Source organism: Caproiciproducens sp. (assembly GCF_053840905.1).
This window is the reverse complement of the sequence record NZ_JBNLXQ010000002.1, coordinates 107,363-123,354: the sequence shown is the minus strand read 5'-3', so window position 1 is coordinate 123,354 and position 15,992 is coordinate 107,363. Positions and strand designations below refer to the sequence as shown.

Genomic DNA, 15,992 nt, shown 5'->3' with positions numbered 1-15,992 from the left:
AAGGAGATAGAATGTTTGAACAAAGGATCAACATTGACCGCATGGAACAGGCGGTCGCTCTTTTCGGCAACTTTGATGAAAATATCAGGCTGATCGAAAAAGAGTACCATGTGGGCATTGTCGGACGCGGAAGTGAAATCAAGGTTTCCGGCGATCCGGAAGATGTCGCGCCGGCCGTCCGCGCAATCGACAGCCTGCTGTCCCTCGTCAACCGGGGAGAGGCGTTAAGCGAGCAGAACGTCCGCTACTGCATTTCCCTTGTGAATGAAGGCAGCGAAGATAAAATCGGGACACTTGCGGGGGACTGCATTTGTATAACGTCCAAAGGGAAGCCGGTCAAGGCAAAAACACTCGGGCAGAAAAAGTACTGTACGTCGATTAAAGACCACACGATCACCATCGGGGTCGGCCCCGCGGGAACCGGAAAGACCTATCTGGCCGTGGCCCTTGCCGTCACGGCGTTCCGCGCGCAGGAGGTCAACCGCATTATCCTGACCCGTCCCGCCGTGGAAGCGGGGGAAAAGCTGGGTTTTCTTCCGGGCGACCTTCAGCAGAAGGTGGACCCGTACCTGCGCCCGCTGTACGACGCGCTGTTCGACATGCTGGGCGCGGAAACGTACCAGAAGTATGTGGAGCGCGGCAATATTGAAGTGGCCCCGCTGGCGTATATGCGCGGAAGAACGCTTGACGACAGCTTTATTATTCTGGACGAGGCGCAGAATACGACGCCGGAGCAGATGAAGATGTTTCTCACCCGTTTGGGATTCAATTCCAAAATGGTGATTACAGGGGATATCACCCAGATAGACCTTCCGGACGGGCGCAGGTCCGGCCTGAAGGACGTCATGAAAATCCTGCGCGACATTGACGATATCGCACAGGTACGGTTCAATGAAAAAGATGTCGTTCGCCATAAACTGGTGCAGGACATTATCAAAGCATATGAGAAAAACGAGGAGGTCGGGCATTAAAGGCCATGGAAAAAGTGAGAGTTATCATTGAAAATAAGCAGAAAGAGGTTAAAATTCCTACGGGTTTGCGCATGCTGGTTCGGCGCTGCTGCAACGCTGTGCTGCGTATGGAAAAATTTGGATCGCCCGCAGAAATCAGCGTCACCTTTGTAAATAACGAGCAGATTCATGAATTGAACAGGCAGTACCGCGGAAAGGACGTCCCGACCGATGTGCTTTCCTTCCCTATGGGGGAAAACGGCGTGTACGACATCAACCATTCCACCGGTGCGAAAATTCTGGGCGACATCGTCATTTCCATGGAAAAGGCGGTGGAACAGGCGGAACGCTACGGCCACAGCCTTGAGCGCGAGGTGGGCTACCTTTCCGTGCACTCCATGCTGCACCTGCTGGGCTACGACCATGAAAACGGCGGGATCCAGCGGGTCCATATGCGCGAGAAGGAAGAGCTGGTCATGACCCAGCTGGGCCTTCCCAGCACAAGCAGCTATGTATTGGACGAGGATGAGGAATAAGCTTGCGTTTTTTTAAAAGCTTTCGGTATGCTTTTCGCGGGATCGTCTACTGCATCAATAATGAACGGAATATGCGGATACATACGGTGGCTGCACTGTATGTATTTGTCTTTTCGTTCTTTTTTGAAATGTCACGGACAAGCTATGCCGCTGTTATGATTGTAACCGCCATGGTGATGACCGCCGAACTGTTCAATACCGTCGCGGAGGAGCTCTGCGACCTGACGGCGGCGAGCTTTCACCCCGTAGTGCGCATTATCAAGGATATGGCGGCGGGCGCGGTGCTGGTCTGTGCCGTTTTCGCGGCTGCGGTCGGCGTGTGCGTTTTCTGGCAGCCCGAGGCCTTCGGAAGGATCCTCCGGTATTTTGCCTCCAGCCCGCCCACGCTTTTGCTGCTTGCTGCGGCGACTGCGGCAAGCATTGTTTATATCGTTATGGGGCCCACCGGCATCCGCGATTATATCAGAAAAAAACGAGAGAAATAAGGAGAAGAGTCCATGGTGGATCAGAAACAGGAAAAATCCGCTTTTATTGCGATAGTAGGCCGCCCGAACGTGGGAAAATCGTCCCTTTTGAACGCGATGATCGGACAGAAGGTCGCTATCGTTTCCAATAAACCGCAGACGACGCGTACCCGGATCATGGGCGTTCTGACCAAAGGGGAATACCAGCTGGTCTTTATTGATACGCCCGGTCTTTTGAAGCCGCACAATCAGCTTGGGGAATACATGGTGCGCTCCGTTACGGAGTCCGTTTCCGGTGTGGACGCCTGCCTTCTGGTAGTGGAAGCGGGCAGAAAAATCTCGCCGGCGGACCAGGAACTGATCGAGCGGTTCAAGTCGATCGAAATCCCGGCGGTGCTGGCGATCAACAAAATCGACCTGCTGCAGGACAAGAGCGTTTTGATGGCGCAGATCTCCGAACTGTCCGCGCTTTACGACTTCGAGGCCGTGGTTCCCGTTTCGGCGATGGACGGCAACGGGGTGGGGGACCTTACCGGCGAGCTGGAAAAGCTTGCGATGCCCGGCGGGCATTTTTTTGAGGAGGATACGCTGACCGACCAGCCCGAGCGCGTGCTGGCCGCGGAAATCATCCGGGAAAAGCTGCTGCGCCTGTGCAGCAAAGAGGTCCCGCACGGCATTGCAGTCCTGGTGGAAAGCATGCGCGAGCGCGGGGACAAAAGCGGCATCACCGATATGGAGGCTACGGTTTTCTGCGAAAAGGAAAGCCATAAGGGAATCATTATCGGCAGGGACGGGGCGATGCTGAAAAAAGTCGGCACGCTGGCCCGCGCCGATATGGAACGTTTTTTTGACTGTAAAATCAACCTGAAGCTCTGGGTAAAGGTGAAAGAGGACTGGCGCAACCGCGCCGCGGTTTTGCGCAGCCTTGGGTTTGACAGCAACTCCTTCAACGGTTAGGCAAAGCACATTTTTGCAGTGAAATTTGTCTGATTATGGGTTTAATTCATTTATTTACCGCTCATATAAGCTGAATTAAGGCAAATACTTAAATCAGGAAATGAAAAGGGAGCGGAAAATATGGATGAGCAAACAGCATGGAATTGTTTTCAGCATACCGGGAATATCAGCGATTATCTGATTTACAGCCAATGCAAACACAGTAATGAAGAAAGGCAGATGCGGGAGGGCGCGGATGCAGATAGAGACCAAAGGCCTGATCATCAGGGAGAATTCCGTGGGTGAAAGCGACCGCCTTGTCACCGTACTTACAAGCGGGGAAGGGGTTGTACGCGCTTTTGCGCAGCAGGCTAAAAAATTGAAAAACAGCAAACTTTCCGCGACACAGCTTTTCAGTTATTCCCGTCTCACGATTTTCAAGGGGCGGGATAAATACATAATTGACGACGCGCAGCCCATTGAAGTTTTTTTTGACCTTCGCAGGGATATCGAGCGTCTTTCCCTTGCCCAATATTTTTGTGAGCTGGCGGGTGCGCTGGCGCCGCAGGAAGCCGAGGCCGGGGATTTTTTGCGTTTAATGCTCAATTCCCTCCACTTTCTGTGCAAGGGGACAAGGCCGAACGCACAGCTCAAGGCGATCGTGGAAATGAGAATGCTCTCGCTCGCGGGGTATATGCCCAATCTGATCTGCTGCTCCGGCTGCTCGTGCTATGAGGCGGAGGAGATGTTTTTCCTTCCCCGCAAGGGGTTGATTGATTGCGGGGACTGCTTTGCGGATTCCGCGGAGCCCGCCGTCCGGCTGAGCCGCGGCGCGCTGACCGGCCTGCGGCATATTATTTACGCCGATTTTGAGAAGCTCTTTTCCTTCAGCCTGTCAAAGCAGGGGCTGAAGGAGCTTTCCGCGGCGAGCGAGCAGTACGTTTTATCCACCTTGGAGCGCGGCTTCCCTACGCTGGAATTTTACAGAAGGATGAAAACAGAGGACGAATCAACGAACGGTCAGAATGATTGGGGGAAAGCCTTTTGAAACATAAAAACGCGCTGCGCGCTGCTTTTCCGCGCACCATTCCGGTGATGCTCGGATATCTTTTTTTAGGCGCCGCCTTCGGAATCCTGCTGAACAGCAAAGGGTACGGCTGGGACTGGGCGGTGCTGATGAGCGTGTTTATTTACGCGGGCTCCATGCAGTTTGTGACGATCGGACTTTTGTCCGGCCCGTTTCTGCCGCTGCAGGCGGCGCTGATGACCCTGATGGTCAACGCGCGACATACCTTTTACGGGATTTCCATGCTGGAGAGGTTCAGGAGCATGGGAAAGAAGAAGCCTTACATGATTTTTTCCCTGACGGATGAAACCTTTTCCCTGCTGTGCGGCGCCCGCGCGCCGGAGGGCGTGGATGAGGACCGGTTTCTGTTCTGGGTTTCCCTTCTGGACCAGCTTTACTGGATCGTCGGTTCGGCGGCGGGCGGCCTGATCGGCTCTCTGGTCTCCTTTAATACAAAGGGCGTCGATTTTGTAATGACGGCGCTTTTTACGGTTATCTTTGTGGATCAGTGGGAAAATAACAGGAACCATTTTCCTGCCCTTGTCGGGCTGGTCGGCTCCGTTTTATGCCTTGCCGTGTTCGGGCCGGGGAATTTTATCCTGCCCTCCATGGCGCTGATCGCCGCCGTCCTCGGCCTTTTCGGGAAAGCCGCTGAAAGGGAGGAAACCGTATGACGCTGACGTCCGGTCAGGCTCTGATCCTGATTTTCGTGATCGCACTGATCACGCTGTTTACCCGCGCCCTGCCGTTTCTCCTGTTCCCGCAGGGGAAGGAAACGCCGGCGTTCGTCCGTTATCTGGGCAGGGTGCTCCCCTGCGCGGTGATGGGGATGCTGATCGTCTACTGCCTGAAGGGGATCTCCGTTTTCTCGGCGCCGTTCGGCGCGCCGGAGCTGATTTCCGTGGCGACGGTGGTCCTTCTGCACAAGTGGAAGCACAATACGCTTCTGAGCATTGGGGGAGGAACGCTCCTTTACATGTTTTTCACTCAGTTTATTTTTGTGTAGCAAAACCGCCGGCGATGCCGGTGAGACCGGAGCGCTTTCTCTTCGAGCGTTTTGCCCCCACCCCTGACCCCTCCCCTTTTTATAAAAGTGCAAATAGGCAGTTTTCCTGAAATGGGAGGGGATTTGGCAGGTAGGGGGTGAGGATGTTTCGGCGGCCTTTATATCATGGATAAAGAGAACTTCATTTTCATAGAAATAGGTAGAGGTAACTTATGGAAGATACGATGCAAAGACATTACAGGGCTTTGGAGCTCGATAAAATACGAAAGCTGCTGGCGGCTGAAACGGCGTGCGAGGACGCGGCGGAGCTCGCTTTGCAGCTTACCCCGTCCGTTTCCCTTTCCGAGGTACGGCGGCTTCTGGCCGACACGGACGAGGCCTTTACGCTGATGGCCCGCTTCGGCGCGCCGTCCTTCGGCGGGCTGTACAACATGACCAATTCCCTGCGCCGCGCGGAAGCGGGCGGCACGCTCAACATGGCCGAGCTGCTGCGCATCGCGGGCGTTCTGCGCACGTTGCGCGGGATCGTGGACTGGCGCTCGAAAAGCGCGGGGGTAAAAAGCTGCCTGGACTGGCGGTTCGATTCCCTGATGCCCAACAAATATCTGGAGGACCGGATTTACGGCGCGATTCTTTCCGAGGAGGAAATGTCGGACAACGCGTCCGTTCCGCTCGCGTCCATCCGCCGCAAAATCCGTTCCGCGTCCTCCCGCGTCCGGGAACAGCTCGACAAAATGATCCGCTCCCCGCTCTATCAGAAATATCTGCAGGACCCGATCGTCACCCTGCGCGGCGGCCGGTTCGTCGTGCCGGTCAAGGCGGAATTCCGCGGGGAAATCGCCGGGCTGGTGCACGATACCTCCGCAAGCGGCGCGACCGTGTTTGTGGAGCCGATGGGGGTCGTCGAGGCCAACAACGAGGTGCGGGTGCTGCAGTCGCGGGAGCAGGCGGAAATAGAGCGGATCCTCGCCGAGCTTTCGGCGGAAACCGGCAACTTTTCCAGCGGGATCATCAGCGGGTACCGCGCCGCGGTGGAGCTGAACCTGATTTTCGCCAAGGCGAGCCTGGGCTATAAGATGAAGGCCAGCCTTCCGGCGGTGAACGATAAGGGGAAAATCCTGCTGAAAAAGGCGCGCCATCCGCTGATTGACAAGTACCGGGTCGTCCCCACAGACATTGAACTCGGCGTGCATTTTGATACCCTGGTGATTACCGGCCCCAATACGGGGGGGAAAACGGTGTCGCTGAAAACGGTGGGCCTGCTTACGCTGATGGCCATGTGCGGGCTGATGCTGCCGGTGGCGGAAAACAGCGAGATTTCCGTTTTCCGTCAGGTGCTGGCAGACATCGGCGACGAGCAGAGCATCGAACAGTCTCTGTCCACTTTTTCGGCGCATATGACGAATATCATCCGGATCATCGGTCAGGCGGATGAAAACAGCCTGATTCTGCTGGATGAGCTGGGGGCGGGGACCGACCCGGTCGAGGGCGCGGCGCTCGCGATGGCGATTCTGGAGGCCCTTCGCAAAAAGGGCGCGCGGGTGGCCGCCACGACCCACTACGCGGAGCTGAAAGCCTATGCGCTGCAGACAGACGGCGTGGAAAACGCGTGCTGCGAGTTCGACGTACAAACGCTGCGGCCGACCTACCGGCTGCTGATCGGCGTGCCGGGCCGCTCCAACGCGTTCGCTATTTCCCTGCGCCTTGGCATGGAAGAGGAAATTGTCGACCGCGCGAAAGAGCTGGTATCCAGTGAAAACACGCGGTTTGAGGACGTGGTCCAAAGCCTGGAAACCAGCCGCCAGAAGCTGGAGGGCGAACGCGCCAAAGCGGAGCAGGCGCGTCTGGAAGCCGTCCGGGCGCAGAAGGAGGCGCAGGAAATCCGCAGCGGCATCCAGGCCGAGGCGGACAAAGAGATCGGGAAGGCGCGTCAGCAGGCTTCCGAGCTGGTTTCCCGTACCCGCGGACAGATCGACGCCCTTCTGAACGAAATGGAAGAACTGAAAAAACAGCGGAACAAAACGCTTTCCGCGGAGCAGAAGGCAAGACTGAAAGCCGGGCTGCGCGTTCTGGAGGAAACCGCCGATCCCGTTCACGGCAGAAAGGACGAGGGCCCGTATGCGCTGCCGCGTCCGCTGCGGGTAGGGGATACCGTCCTGCTTTACGATATCGACAAGCAGGGAACGGTGCTGCAGCTGCCGGAAGGAAACAACCGGAACGTTCTGGTGCAGGCGGGCATCATCCAGACGAGGGTGCCGCTTTCCAATCTGCGGCTGGTGCAGGGGAAAAAAGAGAAGGAAAAGCGCGGGACCGTTACCAGGAACGTCACCGGCAGGGCGCAGGCAAAGGTGACGACCGAACTGGACCTGCGCGGGCAGACGACGGAAGAAGCCATTATGAATGTCGACCGGTTTATCGATTCGGCGCTGCTCAGCGGCGTTGAGCAGCTCACCGTCATCCACGGCAAAGGAACCGGGGCCCTGCGCGCGGCCGTGCAGCAGCACCTGAAAAGGCACCCGAGCGTGCGCAGCTACCGGCTGGGCGTGTTCGGGGAAGGAGAAGCCGGCGTTACCATTGTGGAATTAAAATAATATTTGGAGATGAGGCGGCGTGATGTGGGTTGTTTACGCGGTTGGGTCCGCGCTGTTTGCGGCTTTGACGTCGATTCTGGCAAAGATCGGTATCGAGAATGTCAATTCCAATCTCGCCACAGCGGTCAGAACCGTTGTGGTGCTGGTTCTTGCGTGGGGCATCGTCTTTTTTACCGGAGCGAACACCGGGATCAAAAACATTACGCAGAGAAGCCTGCTGTTTTTGGTCCTGTCCGGCATCACAACGGGCCTTTCCTGGCTGTTTTATTACAAGGCGATCCAGATCGGCCCGGTTTCCAAGGTCGCTCCGATCGATAAATTCAGCGTGGTCATCACAATTGTCCTCGCGTTTCTGTTCCTGCATGAAAAAATAGACATGAAGACCATTCTCGGGGGAATTCTGATTACTGCCGGTACGTTCGTCCTGATTCTGTAAAGAGGGGGAGATTGTCCTGAAAACGACGCAAACCCGAAAAAAAGGGCCTCTGATCATTCTTGTGTCCGTGCCTGTTCTGCTGCTCGCGGTCGTCGGGATCCTGTTTGCGCTGGCTCTGAACGACCCCAACGCCCCCCTTGCGCCGGGCGGGGAAACGGATTCTTCCGCGGCGGCCGCGAAGCTCCTTGTCGCCGCCGGCACCGGAAAGCCGGCGGAGCTGACCGGGGAAGAGGCCGGCGCGCTGATGACCCGAAAGCTTGCGCAGAACGGACAGCGCGCCGTTTCCGGGGTGCGGCTTACCGTCAACAGCGACAACACCGTTGACGCCTATCTGCCCGTTTCCTACAAAGGGACGAAGCTGGGCGTCAGCGCTAACCTGACGGTCGGCTGGGACAGCGCGAAACAAACGATCCGCGCCGAGGTCAATTCCCTGAAAATCGGCCGTTTGCCGGTCGACCCCGCGTGGGCGCTTTCCCATGCCACGGATTCCCTTCCGGAAGGCGCCGGGCGGGAGGGCAATGTCCTGTACCTGCCGCCGCCGATGTTCGGCACCTATGGAATGCCGAACGACGCTCCCGGCAGCATCAGCGGGCTGGAGGTCCGCGACGGGAAATTCCTGCTGAATTTTTCTGTGGATATGGCTAAACTGGAGGATTACCTGAAAGAGCAGCTGAAATCGATTCTGTAATCGATCCCGGTAAAAAATAAAAAGCGCGGCGCTTCGGCCTTTTTTCCTATTGACAAGCGCCGCGTTTTATTGTATAATTCGTAACTGTAAAGTTAATTGCTTTACAGGCTGAACGGAGGGGTATCGGATGTCGAAAAATCTGGAAATATCGTTATTGCTTGATTTTTACGGGGATATGCTGACCGACAAACAGCGCGAGGTAATCGAATATTATTACAACGAGGATTTATCGCTTTCCGAAATCGCGGACAACCAGGGCATTACTCGCCAGGGGGTGCGCGATTCCATCAAACGCGCCGAATTTCAGCTGCTGGACATGGAGGAGCGCCTGGGCCTGGCCCGCCGTTTCCGCGAAATGAGAAGCGGGCTGGAGCGCATCAGCTCCGCCGCCGAACAGATTAAAGAATACAACGATCATTACCTATATTCCAACGAGCTTGAAAACAACGCGAAGCTGATTCTTGATATTTCCCAAAAGCTCTGCGAATAGGAAGGAGGCCCCCTGTTGGCATTTGAAGGTCTTGCCGATAAGCTGTCGGCCGCGTTTAAACGACTGAAATCAAAAGGAAAACTGAATGAGGCCGACGTAAAGGAAGCAATGCGCGAAGTCCGCCTTGCCCTTTTGGAAGCCGATGTAAACTATAAGGTTGCCAAGGATTTTACCAATACCGTGAGCGCGCGTGCCGTCGGCGCCGAGGTGATGGAAAGCCTGACCCCGGCGCAGATGGTGATTAAAATTGTAAACGAGGAGCTGACCGCTCTGATGGGCGGAAGCGACGCGAAGCTCGCCAGCCCTCCGTCCCCCCCGACCATTATCATGCTCTGCGGCCTGCAGGGCGCCGGTAAAACCACCCACGCCGGAAAGCTGGGGCTGATGCTGAAAAACAAGGGCCACAGGCCCCTTCTGGTCGCGTGCGATATTTACCGCCCCGCCGCGATCAAGCAGCTGCAGGTCGTCGGCGAAAACGCCGGCGTTCCCGTTTTTGAAATGGGGCGGGAAGACCCCGTAAAAATCTGCAGGGCCGCCGTCAGGCACGCCAGGGACTACGGCAACGACATGGTCCTGATCGATACCGCCGGCCGTCTTCAGATCGACGAAGTCCTGATGAACGAGCTGAAAAACATCAAAAACGAGATCGGCCCGCACGAGATTCTGCTTGTGGTGGACTCCATGACCGGCCAGGAGGCCGTCAACGTCGCGAAAACCTTTGACGAGCTGCTGAACATCACCGGCGTGATCCTGACCAAGCTGGACGGCGACACCCGCGGCGGCGCGGCGCTTTCCGTGCGCGCGGTGACGGGCAAGCCGATCAAATTCGCCGGTACCGGCGAAAAGCTGCAGGACCTTGAAATTTTCCACCCGGACCGCATGGCCTCCCGTATCCTAGGCATGGGCGACGTGCTCACCCTCATTGAGGACGCGCAGAGCAGGCTTGACCGCAGTGCCGCGGAAAAGACCGCCCAGAAGCTGATGCAGAACAAGCTGGATTTCAACGACCTGCTCGATCAGCTGGTGCAGGTAAGGAAAATGGGGCCGCTCAAGAATGTGCTTTCCAAAATGCCCGGAATGGATAAACAGCTCAAAGACGTGGACATCGACGACCGTCAGATGGACCGTGTGGCGGCGATTATTCTTTCCATGACCCCCGAGGAGCGGAGCAAACCGTCCGTCATCAATCCCTCGCGCAAGCGGCGCATGGCCGCGGGGAGCGGGATGAAGGTGGAGGACGTCAACCGTCTGATCAAGCAGCTGGAGCAGATGCAGAAGCTGGTGAAGCAGATGAAGGGCCGCGGAAAGCGGCGTTTTTCCGGCATGGGGATGCCGTTTTAACAGAATTCATCCAAGAAGGAATTCCCTTTTGGTGAAGATATTGATCAATTTGTGGAGGTGAAACATCATGTCAGTAAAGATTAGATTACGCAGGATGGGCGCCAAAAAGGCTCCTTTCTATCGTATAGTTGTCGCGGATTCCCGCTTCCCGCGCGACGGCCGTTTCATTGAAGAAATCGGCTATTACAATCCGCTCGAGGAGCCGTCCGTCGTGAAGGTGGATGCTGAAAAGGCCAAGAAATGGATTGCCAACGGCGCACAGCCGACAGACACCGTGAAATCTCTGTTCAAGAAACACGGCGTGCTGTGATCGCGGAGGATAAAACGATGAAAGAACTGCTGATTGCGATTGCACAGGGACTTGTCGAAGACCCGTCCGCCGTTCGCGTGGACGTCGACGAGCCCAACGAAGAAGGAACCGTTGTTTATCACCTGCACGTTGCCGAAGACGACATGGGCAGGGTGATCGGCAAGCAGGGCCGCATTGCCAAAGCGATTCGCATTGTCATGCGCGCCGCCGCTACCCGTACCAACGGGAAAATATCCGTTGAGATTGACTAGGCCTTGTTTGCAAATTAAAAATCGACGGATTTTCGTGATAAAATTGTGCCTGACAAGGAAAAAAGCGCAGGAATACTGTCCGTATGCCGAGCATTTTTGACGCGGTCAGACGCGATTTTAGCCGAATAAGACAAGACTCTTGATTTTACAAACATGGCCTAAGCGCTCAGGCAGGGCTGCAACAGTGCTGTTGCGGCCCTGCTTTGTAGAAACGCGCCGCCCCGGGGAACGGGGCAAACAGGATACAATTATGGCAGAGTAGAATTTTGTGCGTTAAGTGCCGCCCGAACGGGGAGTTGTCGGGCGGACGAAAAGGAAACTTGCGGTACAGAATTCGCATCCCGCTGCTGCATATTCTGAGGAATCCCTCTTTTATGTAGCAGATGAATACACAACATAAAGGAGGAATTTTCTTTGCGTTTTTCTTTTCCGTCCGTTAAATCCTCTGTTCAGGAGCTGAGGAGCGTAACGACGATTGCAATGTGCGGGCTGTTGCTCGCCTTAAATGCCGTCCTGGGCATTTTTACCGTGCCCGTTTCCGATCTTTTCCGGATACGGTTTTCGTTTCTGACCGTCGCGGCGTCGGGTTTTTTGTACGGCCCGGTGGTCGGCGGGATCGTGGGGGCCGTCGGGGACATAGTCAATTACGTGCTTCGCCCGGCGGGTCCGTTTTTCCCCGGCTTTACCCTGAACGCCTTTCTTTCGGGGTTTATTTACGGACTCATTCTTTACAAAAAACCGGTGACGGTAGGAAGGGTTCTGGCCGCCAGTACCGTTGTGACGGTGCTGGTGAACTTCCTTCTCAATTCTCTGTGGCTTTCCATCCTGTATGGCAAGGCCTTTCTTGCGGTTCTCACCGTACGCGCCGCGGCGGATCTGCTTTTATTCCCGGTGAATGTGGTCATGCTTTATACGCTGCTGAAATTCGTTCGGACAATCCCCGTCCTGCGTCTGAAAAAAACGCGTTAGGCGTTTCAGGCGGCCGGTCAGGCAAAGCAAGCTCTTTTTGGCTCCCTCTGTGAGGGAGCCGGCAGGCAAAGCCTGACTGGGAGGTCTGGTAAACCGGGGAGTTCTCGCTTTCGGGACGCCTGCGGCGATGCTCTCTCAGACGGTCCTGTGCTGAATCGGCGGGTAAAAAAGCCGCCGCGGGGAATTCTATTGATTCATGGAGGAAATTATGGTCAATCAGTTTTTGGAGGCGGGTAAAATTGTGGGGACACACGGCCTTCAGGGGGAACTGCGCGTGGACCCCTGGTGCGACTCGGCCGAGTTCCTGGCCCTGTTCAAAACGCTCTATTGGGACAAAGGCGCTCAAAAGCTGGAAGTCGCTTCTTCGCGCGTCCACAAAACGCAGCTGCTTTTAAAGCTGAAGGGGATTTCTACCGTTGAGCAGGGGGACGCGCTGCGCGGCAAAATTCTCTACATCAGCCGCGACGACGTAAAGCTGGACAAGGGCCGGTATTTCATGCAGGACCTGATCGGGCTGGAGGTTTTTGACGCCGATACCTGCATCTACTACGGGACCCTGACGGAAATTATGCGCACCGGCGCAAACGACGTTTATCAGATTACGTCGGAAAACAAGAAGAACTATTTGATTCCGGCAATACCAGAAGTAATTATAGATATCAATATTACAAACGGTAAAATGCAGATACGGCCGCTTAGGGGGATTTTTGATGATGCGGATTGATTTTCTCACTCTTTTCCCCGACATGTGCGAGGCAGTCATGTCCGAAAGCATCATCGGGCGGGCGCGCAGAAAAGGCGCGATCGAGGTGTACTGCCACCAAATCCGTGATTATGCATATGATAAACATAACAGGGTCGACGACTGCCCGTTCGGCGGCGGCATGGGCATGCTGCTCATGGCGGAGCCGATTGCCCTGTGTATTGACGATTTAATTGAAAAGCTGGGGAAAAAGCCCCATCTGGTATACCTGTCCCCGCAGGGGAAAACCCTGACCCAGCAGCGTGTGAAGGAGCTGGCGCAGCTCCCGGAGCTGGCGCTGCTGTGCGGCCATTACGAGGGAATCGACGAGCGCGTTATCGACCGGTATGTGGATGAGGAGATCTCCATCGGGGACTATGTCCTCACCGGCGGGGAGCTTCCGGCGCTGGTGCTGGCGGATTCGGTCTGCCGGATGGTCGACGGGGTCCTTTCCAGCGAGGAATGCTTTCAGGAGGAGAGCCATTTTCATTCCCTTCTGGAGTATCCGCAGTATACCCGCCCGGCACTGTGGCGCGGGGCCAGGGTCCCGGACGAACTGATGACGGGCCATCATGAAAATGTGAGAAAATGGCGTCGGCAGCAGTCGATTCTGCGCACCTTGCGGAAAAGACCGGAACTGCTGGAAAAGGCCGATCTGACAAAAGAGGACACGGAGTTTTTAACCAAACTGCTTTCCGGGACGAAAAAAATCGAAACGGAAAACGGAAACGAAGCATGAACCGGAAGAAAAATGGGAACAGTACAGCAGAGAAAACAAAAGTTTTCAACAATTATGGCACATTGCACAAAGTAATGCCGAACATAATCCACCCGATTCAGTCATCAATCCAAAGTTTTTTTATTTAGTTGACGGTATGCTGAATTGTGATATAATAACTGTGAATCATAGAAAAATAACAATGAAACTGATATTTTTTATTTATTAATGATTGGTTTTGCGGAAATGACTTTTCTGTTTAGGAGTGAATGAAGTAATGTGTGTTAAAGAAGTACTGGTTCAGAATCAAGTGGGTCTTCACGCGCGCCCCGCTACCTTTTTTATTCAAAAGGCAAATGAATACAAATCTTCTATCTGGGTGGAAAAAGAAGAAAGACGCGTGAACGCGAAAAGCCTTCTGGGCGTTTTGTCCCTTGGGATTGTCGGAGGGACCACCATCCGCATCATTGCGGACGGCACGGATGAAGAAGAGGCGGTAAACAGCCTTGTAGAATTGGTTCAGTCCGGTTTTACCGAGTAATTTATTCTGCCAAACAGCACCGCTTAACCGGCGGTGCTTTTTTGTATTTACAACCCGTGCCGATTGTTCCGGGTTGCGCAGCAGAGGAGGGTATCATGACAGATCATGAAAAACATATCAGGGAGCTTCGAAGCCGCGCCATGCGCCTTCCGCTCAGCCCCGGCGTCTACATTATGCACGACAAGTCGGGCAAGATCATTTATATCGGCAAGGCAAAGGCGCTGAAAAACCGCGTCAGCCAGTATTTCGGCTCCGAAAAGAACCACGACGAGAAAGTGCGCCGCATGGTCGCCAACGTGGAGTATTTTGAGTATATTCTGACGGACAGCGAATTCGAGGCCCTGGTGCTGGAGTGCAGCCTGATCAAGCAGCACACCCCGAAATACAACATCCTGTTGAAGGACGACAAGGGCTATCATTATATTAAGATTACCTCCGGGCCGTGGCCAAGGATTTCACAGGCAAAGCAGATCCTTGACGACGGCGCGAATTACATCGGTCCTTACGTCAGCTCGTGGGCGACCAAGGAAGCCATCGACGAGGCGCTGAAGATTTTCCGGCTGCCGTCCTGCTCGCGCAGGTTTCCGCAGGATATCGGCAAAGCGAGGCCGTGCCTGAATTATTATATCAAGCAGTGCTGCGCGCCGTGCCGCGGGAGGATCGGCGAAGAGGAGTACAACGAGTACGTGGAGGAAGCCATCGATTTCCTGCGCGGCGGCAGTGCCAAAAGCATGCGCCAGCTGGAAAAAAAGATGAACGACGCCGCCGAGGCGCTGGAATTTGAACGCGCCGCGCGCATCCGCGACCGCCTGACGGCCATCAGGCGCATGAGCGACCGGCAGAAGGTGGTGGCCGCGCGCGTGCCGGAGCAGGATATCATCGCGCTGGCACAGGGCGCCGAAACAAGCTGCTTTGAAGTTTTTCGTTTTCTCAACGGCCGCCTCTGCGACCGCGAAACTTTTTTAATGGGGGAAACCGGAAATCCAAAGGTTGCCCGCGGGGAATTTATAGAGCGCTATTATACCATGCGCGACCGGATTCCGCCGCGCGTCTGCCTGGACGGCCCGGCAGAAAACACGGAGCTTCTGGGGGAATGGCTGACGCAGAAGGCGGGAAGAAAAGTGACGGTCACCGTTCCGCAGAAGGGCGAACAGGCCCGGCTTGTGGAGATGTGCCGCAACAACGCGGCGGAGCAGGTGGCTCAGGCCACGGGCCGGACCGTGCGGGAAGCCTCCGCCCTGGACGAGCTCGGCCGGCTTCTGGGGCTGGAACAGCCGCCTCTCTATATTGAATCCTACGATATCTCGAACCTTGCCGGCAGCGAGAACGTGGCGGGCATGATTGTGTTTGAAAACGGAAGGCCGCTGAAATCCGCCTATCGGAAATTCAAAATCAAATCGGTGCAGGGACAGGATGACTACGCTTCCATGCAGGAAGTAATTGAACGCCGCTTTCATGAATATTTCGACGCACGGGGAAAAAATATTACCGACGGCTTCGGGCGCCTGCCGGACCTGATCCTGCTGGACGGCGGCAAGGGGCATGTCGGCGCGGTCCGGCCCGTGCTGGAAGCCGCGGGGCTGAAGATCCCGCTTTTCGGTATGGTCAAGGACGACAAGCACCGCACCCGGGCCATTGCGTCCGACGGGGGAGAAATCGCCATCAATTCCAACCGCAAGGCCTTTACGCTGGTTTCTTCCATTCAGGACGAGGTGCACCGTTTTGCCATTGGATACCACAGGCAGGCGCGCAAAAAGACAACCATTTCCTCCGAACTGACCTCTATCGAGGGTGTGGGACAGGCCCGCGCCAAAGCGCTGTTAAAGCACTTCAAGACCATCCGGGCGATCCGGAACGCGGATCTGGCGGAGCTGAACGCCGCGCCGGGGATGACGAAACCGTCCGCGCAGAGTCTGTTCCGTTATTTCCATCCCGAAGAGGAAAAAAGTTGACACAG

General features: G+C 55.6%; 19 protein-coding genes and 1 riboswitch. All 19 genes read left to right on the top strand.

Annotation, left to right across the window (positions count from 1 at the left end; genetic code table 11):
* Nucleotides 1-11: 11 nt before the first annotated feature.
* The 19 genes from ACQGQ5_RS02315 (at nucleotide 12) to uvrC (ending at nucleotide 15,987) form a co-directional block, all read left to right on the top strand.
* The gene (locus tag ACQGQ5_RS02315; protein ID WP_455734983.1) at nucleotides 12-971 is read left to right on the top strand and encodes a PhoH family protein; all 960 of its coding nucleotides are present in this window, start codon (nucleotides 12-14) and stop codon (nucleotides 969-971) included.
* Between the two features lie 5 nt (nucleotides 972-976).
* A complete protein-coding gene (ybeY, locus tag ACQGQ5_RS02310; protein WP_038323234.1) occupies nucleotides 977-1,486 on the top strand; it encodes an rRNA maturation RNase YbeY in 510 nt (169 codons plus the stop codon).
* A gap of 2 nt (nucleotides 1,487-1,488) precedes the next feature.
* Complete coding sequence (locus ACQGQ5_RS02305) at nucleotides 1,489-1,971, top strand: diacylglycerol kinase family protein (protein ID WP_455734982.1); 483 nt, start codon at nucleotides 1,489-1,491, stop codon at nucleotides 1,969-1,971.
* A 12-nt stretch (nucleotides 1,972-1,983) separates the two neighbouring features.
* Entirely contained in the window at nucleotides 1,984-2,907 is a 924-nt protein-coding gene (gene era / locus ACQGQ5_RS02300) for a GTPase Era (protein WP_455734981.1), read from the top strand.
* A gap of 235 nt (nucleotides 2,908-3,142) precedes the next feature.
* Entirely contained in the window at nucleotides 3,143-3,934 is a 792-nt protein-coding gene (recO, locus tag ACQGQ5_RS02295) for a DNA repair protein RecO (protein WP_455734980.1), read from the top strand.
* Between the two features lie 47 nt (nucleotides 3,935-3,981).
* Nucleotides 3,982-4,626 (top strand): AzlC family ABC transporter permease, encoded by a 645-nt coding sequence (locus ACQGQ5_RS02290; RefSeq protein WP_455735140.1) that lies wholly within the window; start codon nucleotides 3,982-3,984, stop codon nucleotides 4,624-4,626.
* Nucleotides 4,623-4,958: a branched-chain amino acid transporter permease gene (locus tag ACQGQ5_RS02285; protein ID WP_455734979.1), complete on the top strand. Its 336-nt coding sequence runs from the start codon at nucleotides 4,623-4,625 to the stop codon at nucleotides 4,956-4,958. The genes ACQGQ5_RS02290 and ACQGQ5_RS02285 overlap by 4 nt, the downstream gene beginning before the upstream one ends.
* 224 nt (nucleotides 4,959-5,182) lie before the next feature.
* Nucleotides 5,183-7,549 carry an endonuclease MutS2 gene (locus ACQGQ5_RS02280; RefSeq protein WP_455735139.1) on the top strand — a complete coding sequence of 789 codons (2,367 nt, stop codon included), beginning with the start codon at nucleotides 5,183-5,185 and terminating at the stop codon, nucleotides 7,547-7,549.
* A gap of 22 nt (nucleotides 7,550-7,571) precedes the next feature.
* Nucleotides 7,572-7,985, top strand: coding sequence for an EamA family transporter (locus ACQGQ5_RS02275; protein WP_275712839.1), 414 nt, complete (start codon nucleotides 7,572-7,574; stop codon nucleotides 7,983-7,985).
* A 61-nt stretch (nucleotides 7,986-8,046) separates the two neighbouring features.
* On the top strand, nucleotides 8,047-8,673 hold the full coding sequence (locus ACQGQ5_RS02270; protein WP_455734978.1) for a hypothetical protein: 627 nt from the start codon (nucleotides 8,047-8,049) through the stop codon (nucleotides 8,671-8,673).
* 127 nt (nucleotides 8,674-8,800) lie between these two features.
* Nucleotides 8,801-9,163: a YlxM family DNA-binding protein gene (gene ylxM, locus ACQGQ5_RS02265; protein WP_455734977.1), complete on the top strand. Its 363-nt coding sequence runs from the start codon at nucleotides 8,801-8,803 to the stop codon at nucleotides 9,161-9,163.
* Nucleotides 9,164-9,178: 15 nt separating this feature from the next.
* Nucleotides 9,179-10,504, top strand: a complete 1,326-nt coding sequence (gene ffh, locus ACQGQ5_RS02260) for a signal recognition particle protein (RefSeq protein WP_455734976.1) — start codon at nucleotides 9,179-9,181, stop codon at nucleotides 10,502-10,504.
* A 67-nt stretch (nucleotides 10,505-10,571) separates the two neighbouring features.
* The gene (gene rpsP, locus ACQGQ5_RS02255; protein WP_038323312.1) at nucleotides 10,572-10,814 is read left to right on the top strand and encodes a 30S ribosomal protein S16; all 243 of its coding nucleotides are present in this window, start codon (nucleotides 10,572-10,574) and stop codon (nucleotides 10,812-10,814) included.
* A 17-nt stretch (nucleotides 10,815-10,831) separates the two neighbouring features.
* Nucleotides 10,832-11,065 carry a KH domain-containing protein gene (locus tag ACQGQ5_RS02250; protein WP_455734975.1) on the top strand — a complete coding sequence of 78 codons (234 nt, stop codon included), beginning with the start codon at nucleotides 10,832-10,834 and terminating at the stop codon, nucleotides 11,063-11,065.
* Between the two features lie 252 nt (nucleotides 11,066-11,317).
* A riboswitch (THF riboswitch) is annotated at nucleotides 11,318-11,414 on the top strand.
* A gap of 65 nt (nucleotides 11,415-11,479) precedes the next feature.
* Nucleotides 11,480-12,034 carry a folate family ECF transporter S component gene (locus ACQGQ5_RS02245; RefSeq protein WP_455734974.1) on the top strand — a complete coding sequence of 185 codons (555 nt, stop codon included), beginning with the start codon at nucleotides 11,480-11,482 and terminating at the stop codon, nucleotides 12,032-12,034.
* Nucleotides 12,035-12,230: 196 nt separating this feature from the next.
* Nucleotides 12,231-12,758, top strand: a complete 528-nt coding sequence (rimM, locus tag ACQGQ5_RS02240; protein WP_455734973.1) for a ribosome maturation factor RimM — start codon at nucleotides 12,231-12,233, stop codon at nucleotides 12,756-12,758.
* A complete protein-coding gene (gene trmD, locus ACQGQ5_RS02235) occupies nucleotides 12,748-13,515 on the top strand; it encodes a tRNA (guanosine(37)-N1)-methyltransferase TrmD (RefSeq protein ID WP_455735138.1) in 768 nt (255 codons plus the stop codon). The genes rimM and trmD overlap by 11 nt, the downstream gene beginning before the upstream one ends.
* Nucleotides 13,516-13,771: 256 nt before the next feature.
* Nucleotides 13,772-14,035 carry an HPr family phosphocarrier protein gene (locus ACQGQ5_RS02230; RefSeq protein WP_038323319.1) on the top strand — a complete coding sequence of 88 codons (264 nt, stop codon included), beginning with the start codon at nucleotides 13,772-13,774 and terminating at the stop codon, nucleotides 14,033-14,035.
* Between the two features lie 95 nt (nucleotides 14,036-14,130).
* The gene (gene uvrC, locus ACQGQ5_RS02225) at nucleotides 14,131-15,987 is read left to right on the top strand and encodes an excinuclease ABC subunit UvrC (RefSeq protein ID WP_455734972.1); all 1,857 of its coding nucleotides are present in this window, start codon (nucleotides 14,131-14,133) and stop codon (nucleotides 15,985-15,987) included.
* The last annotated feature ends 5 nt before the right edge of the window (nucleotides 15,988-15,992 follow it).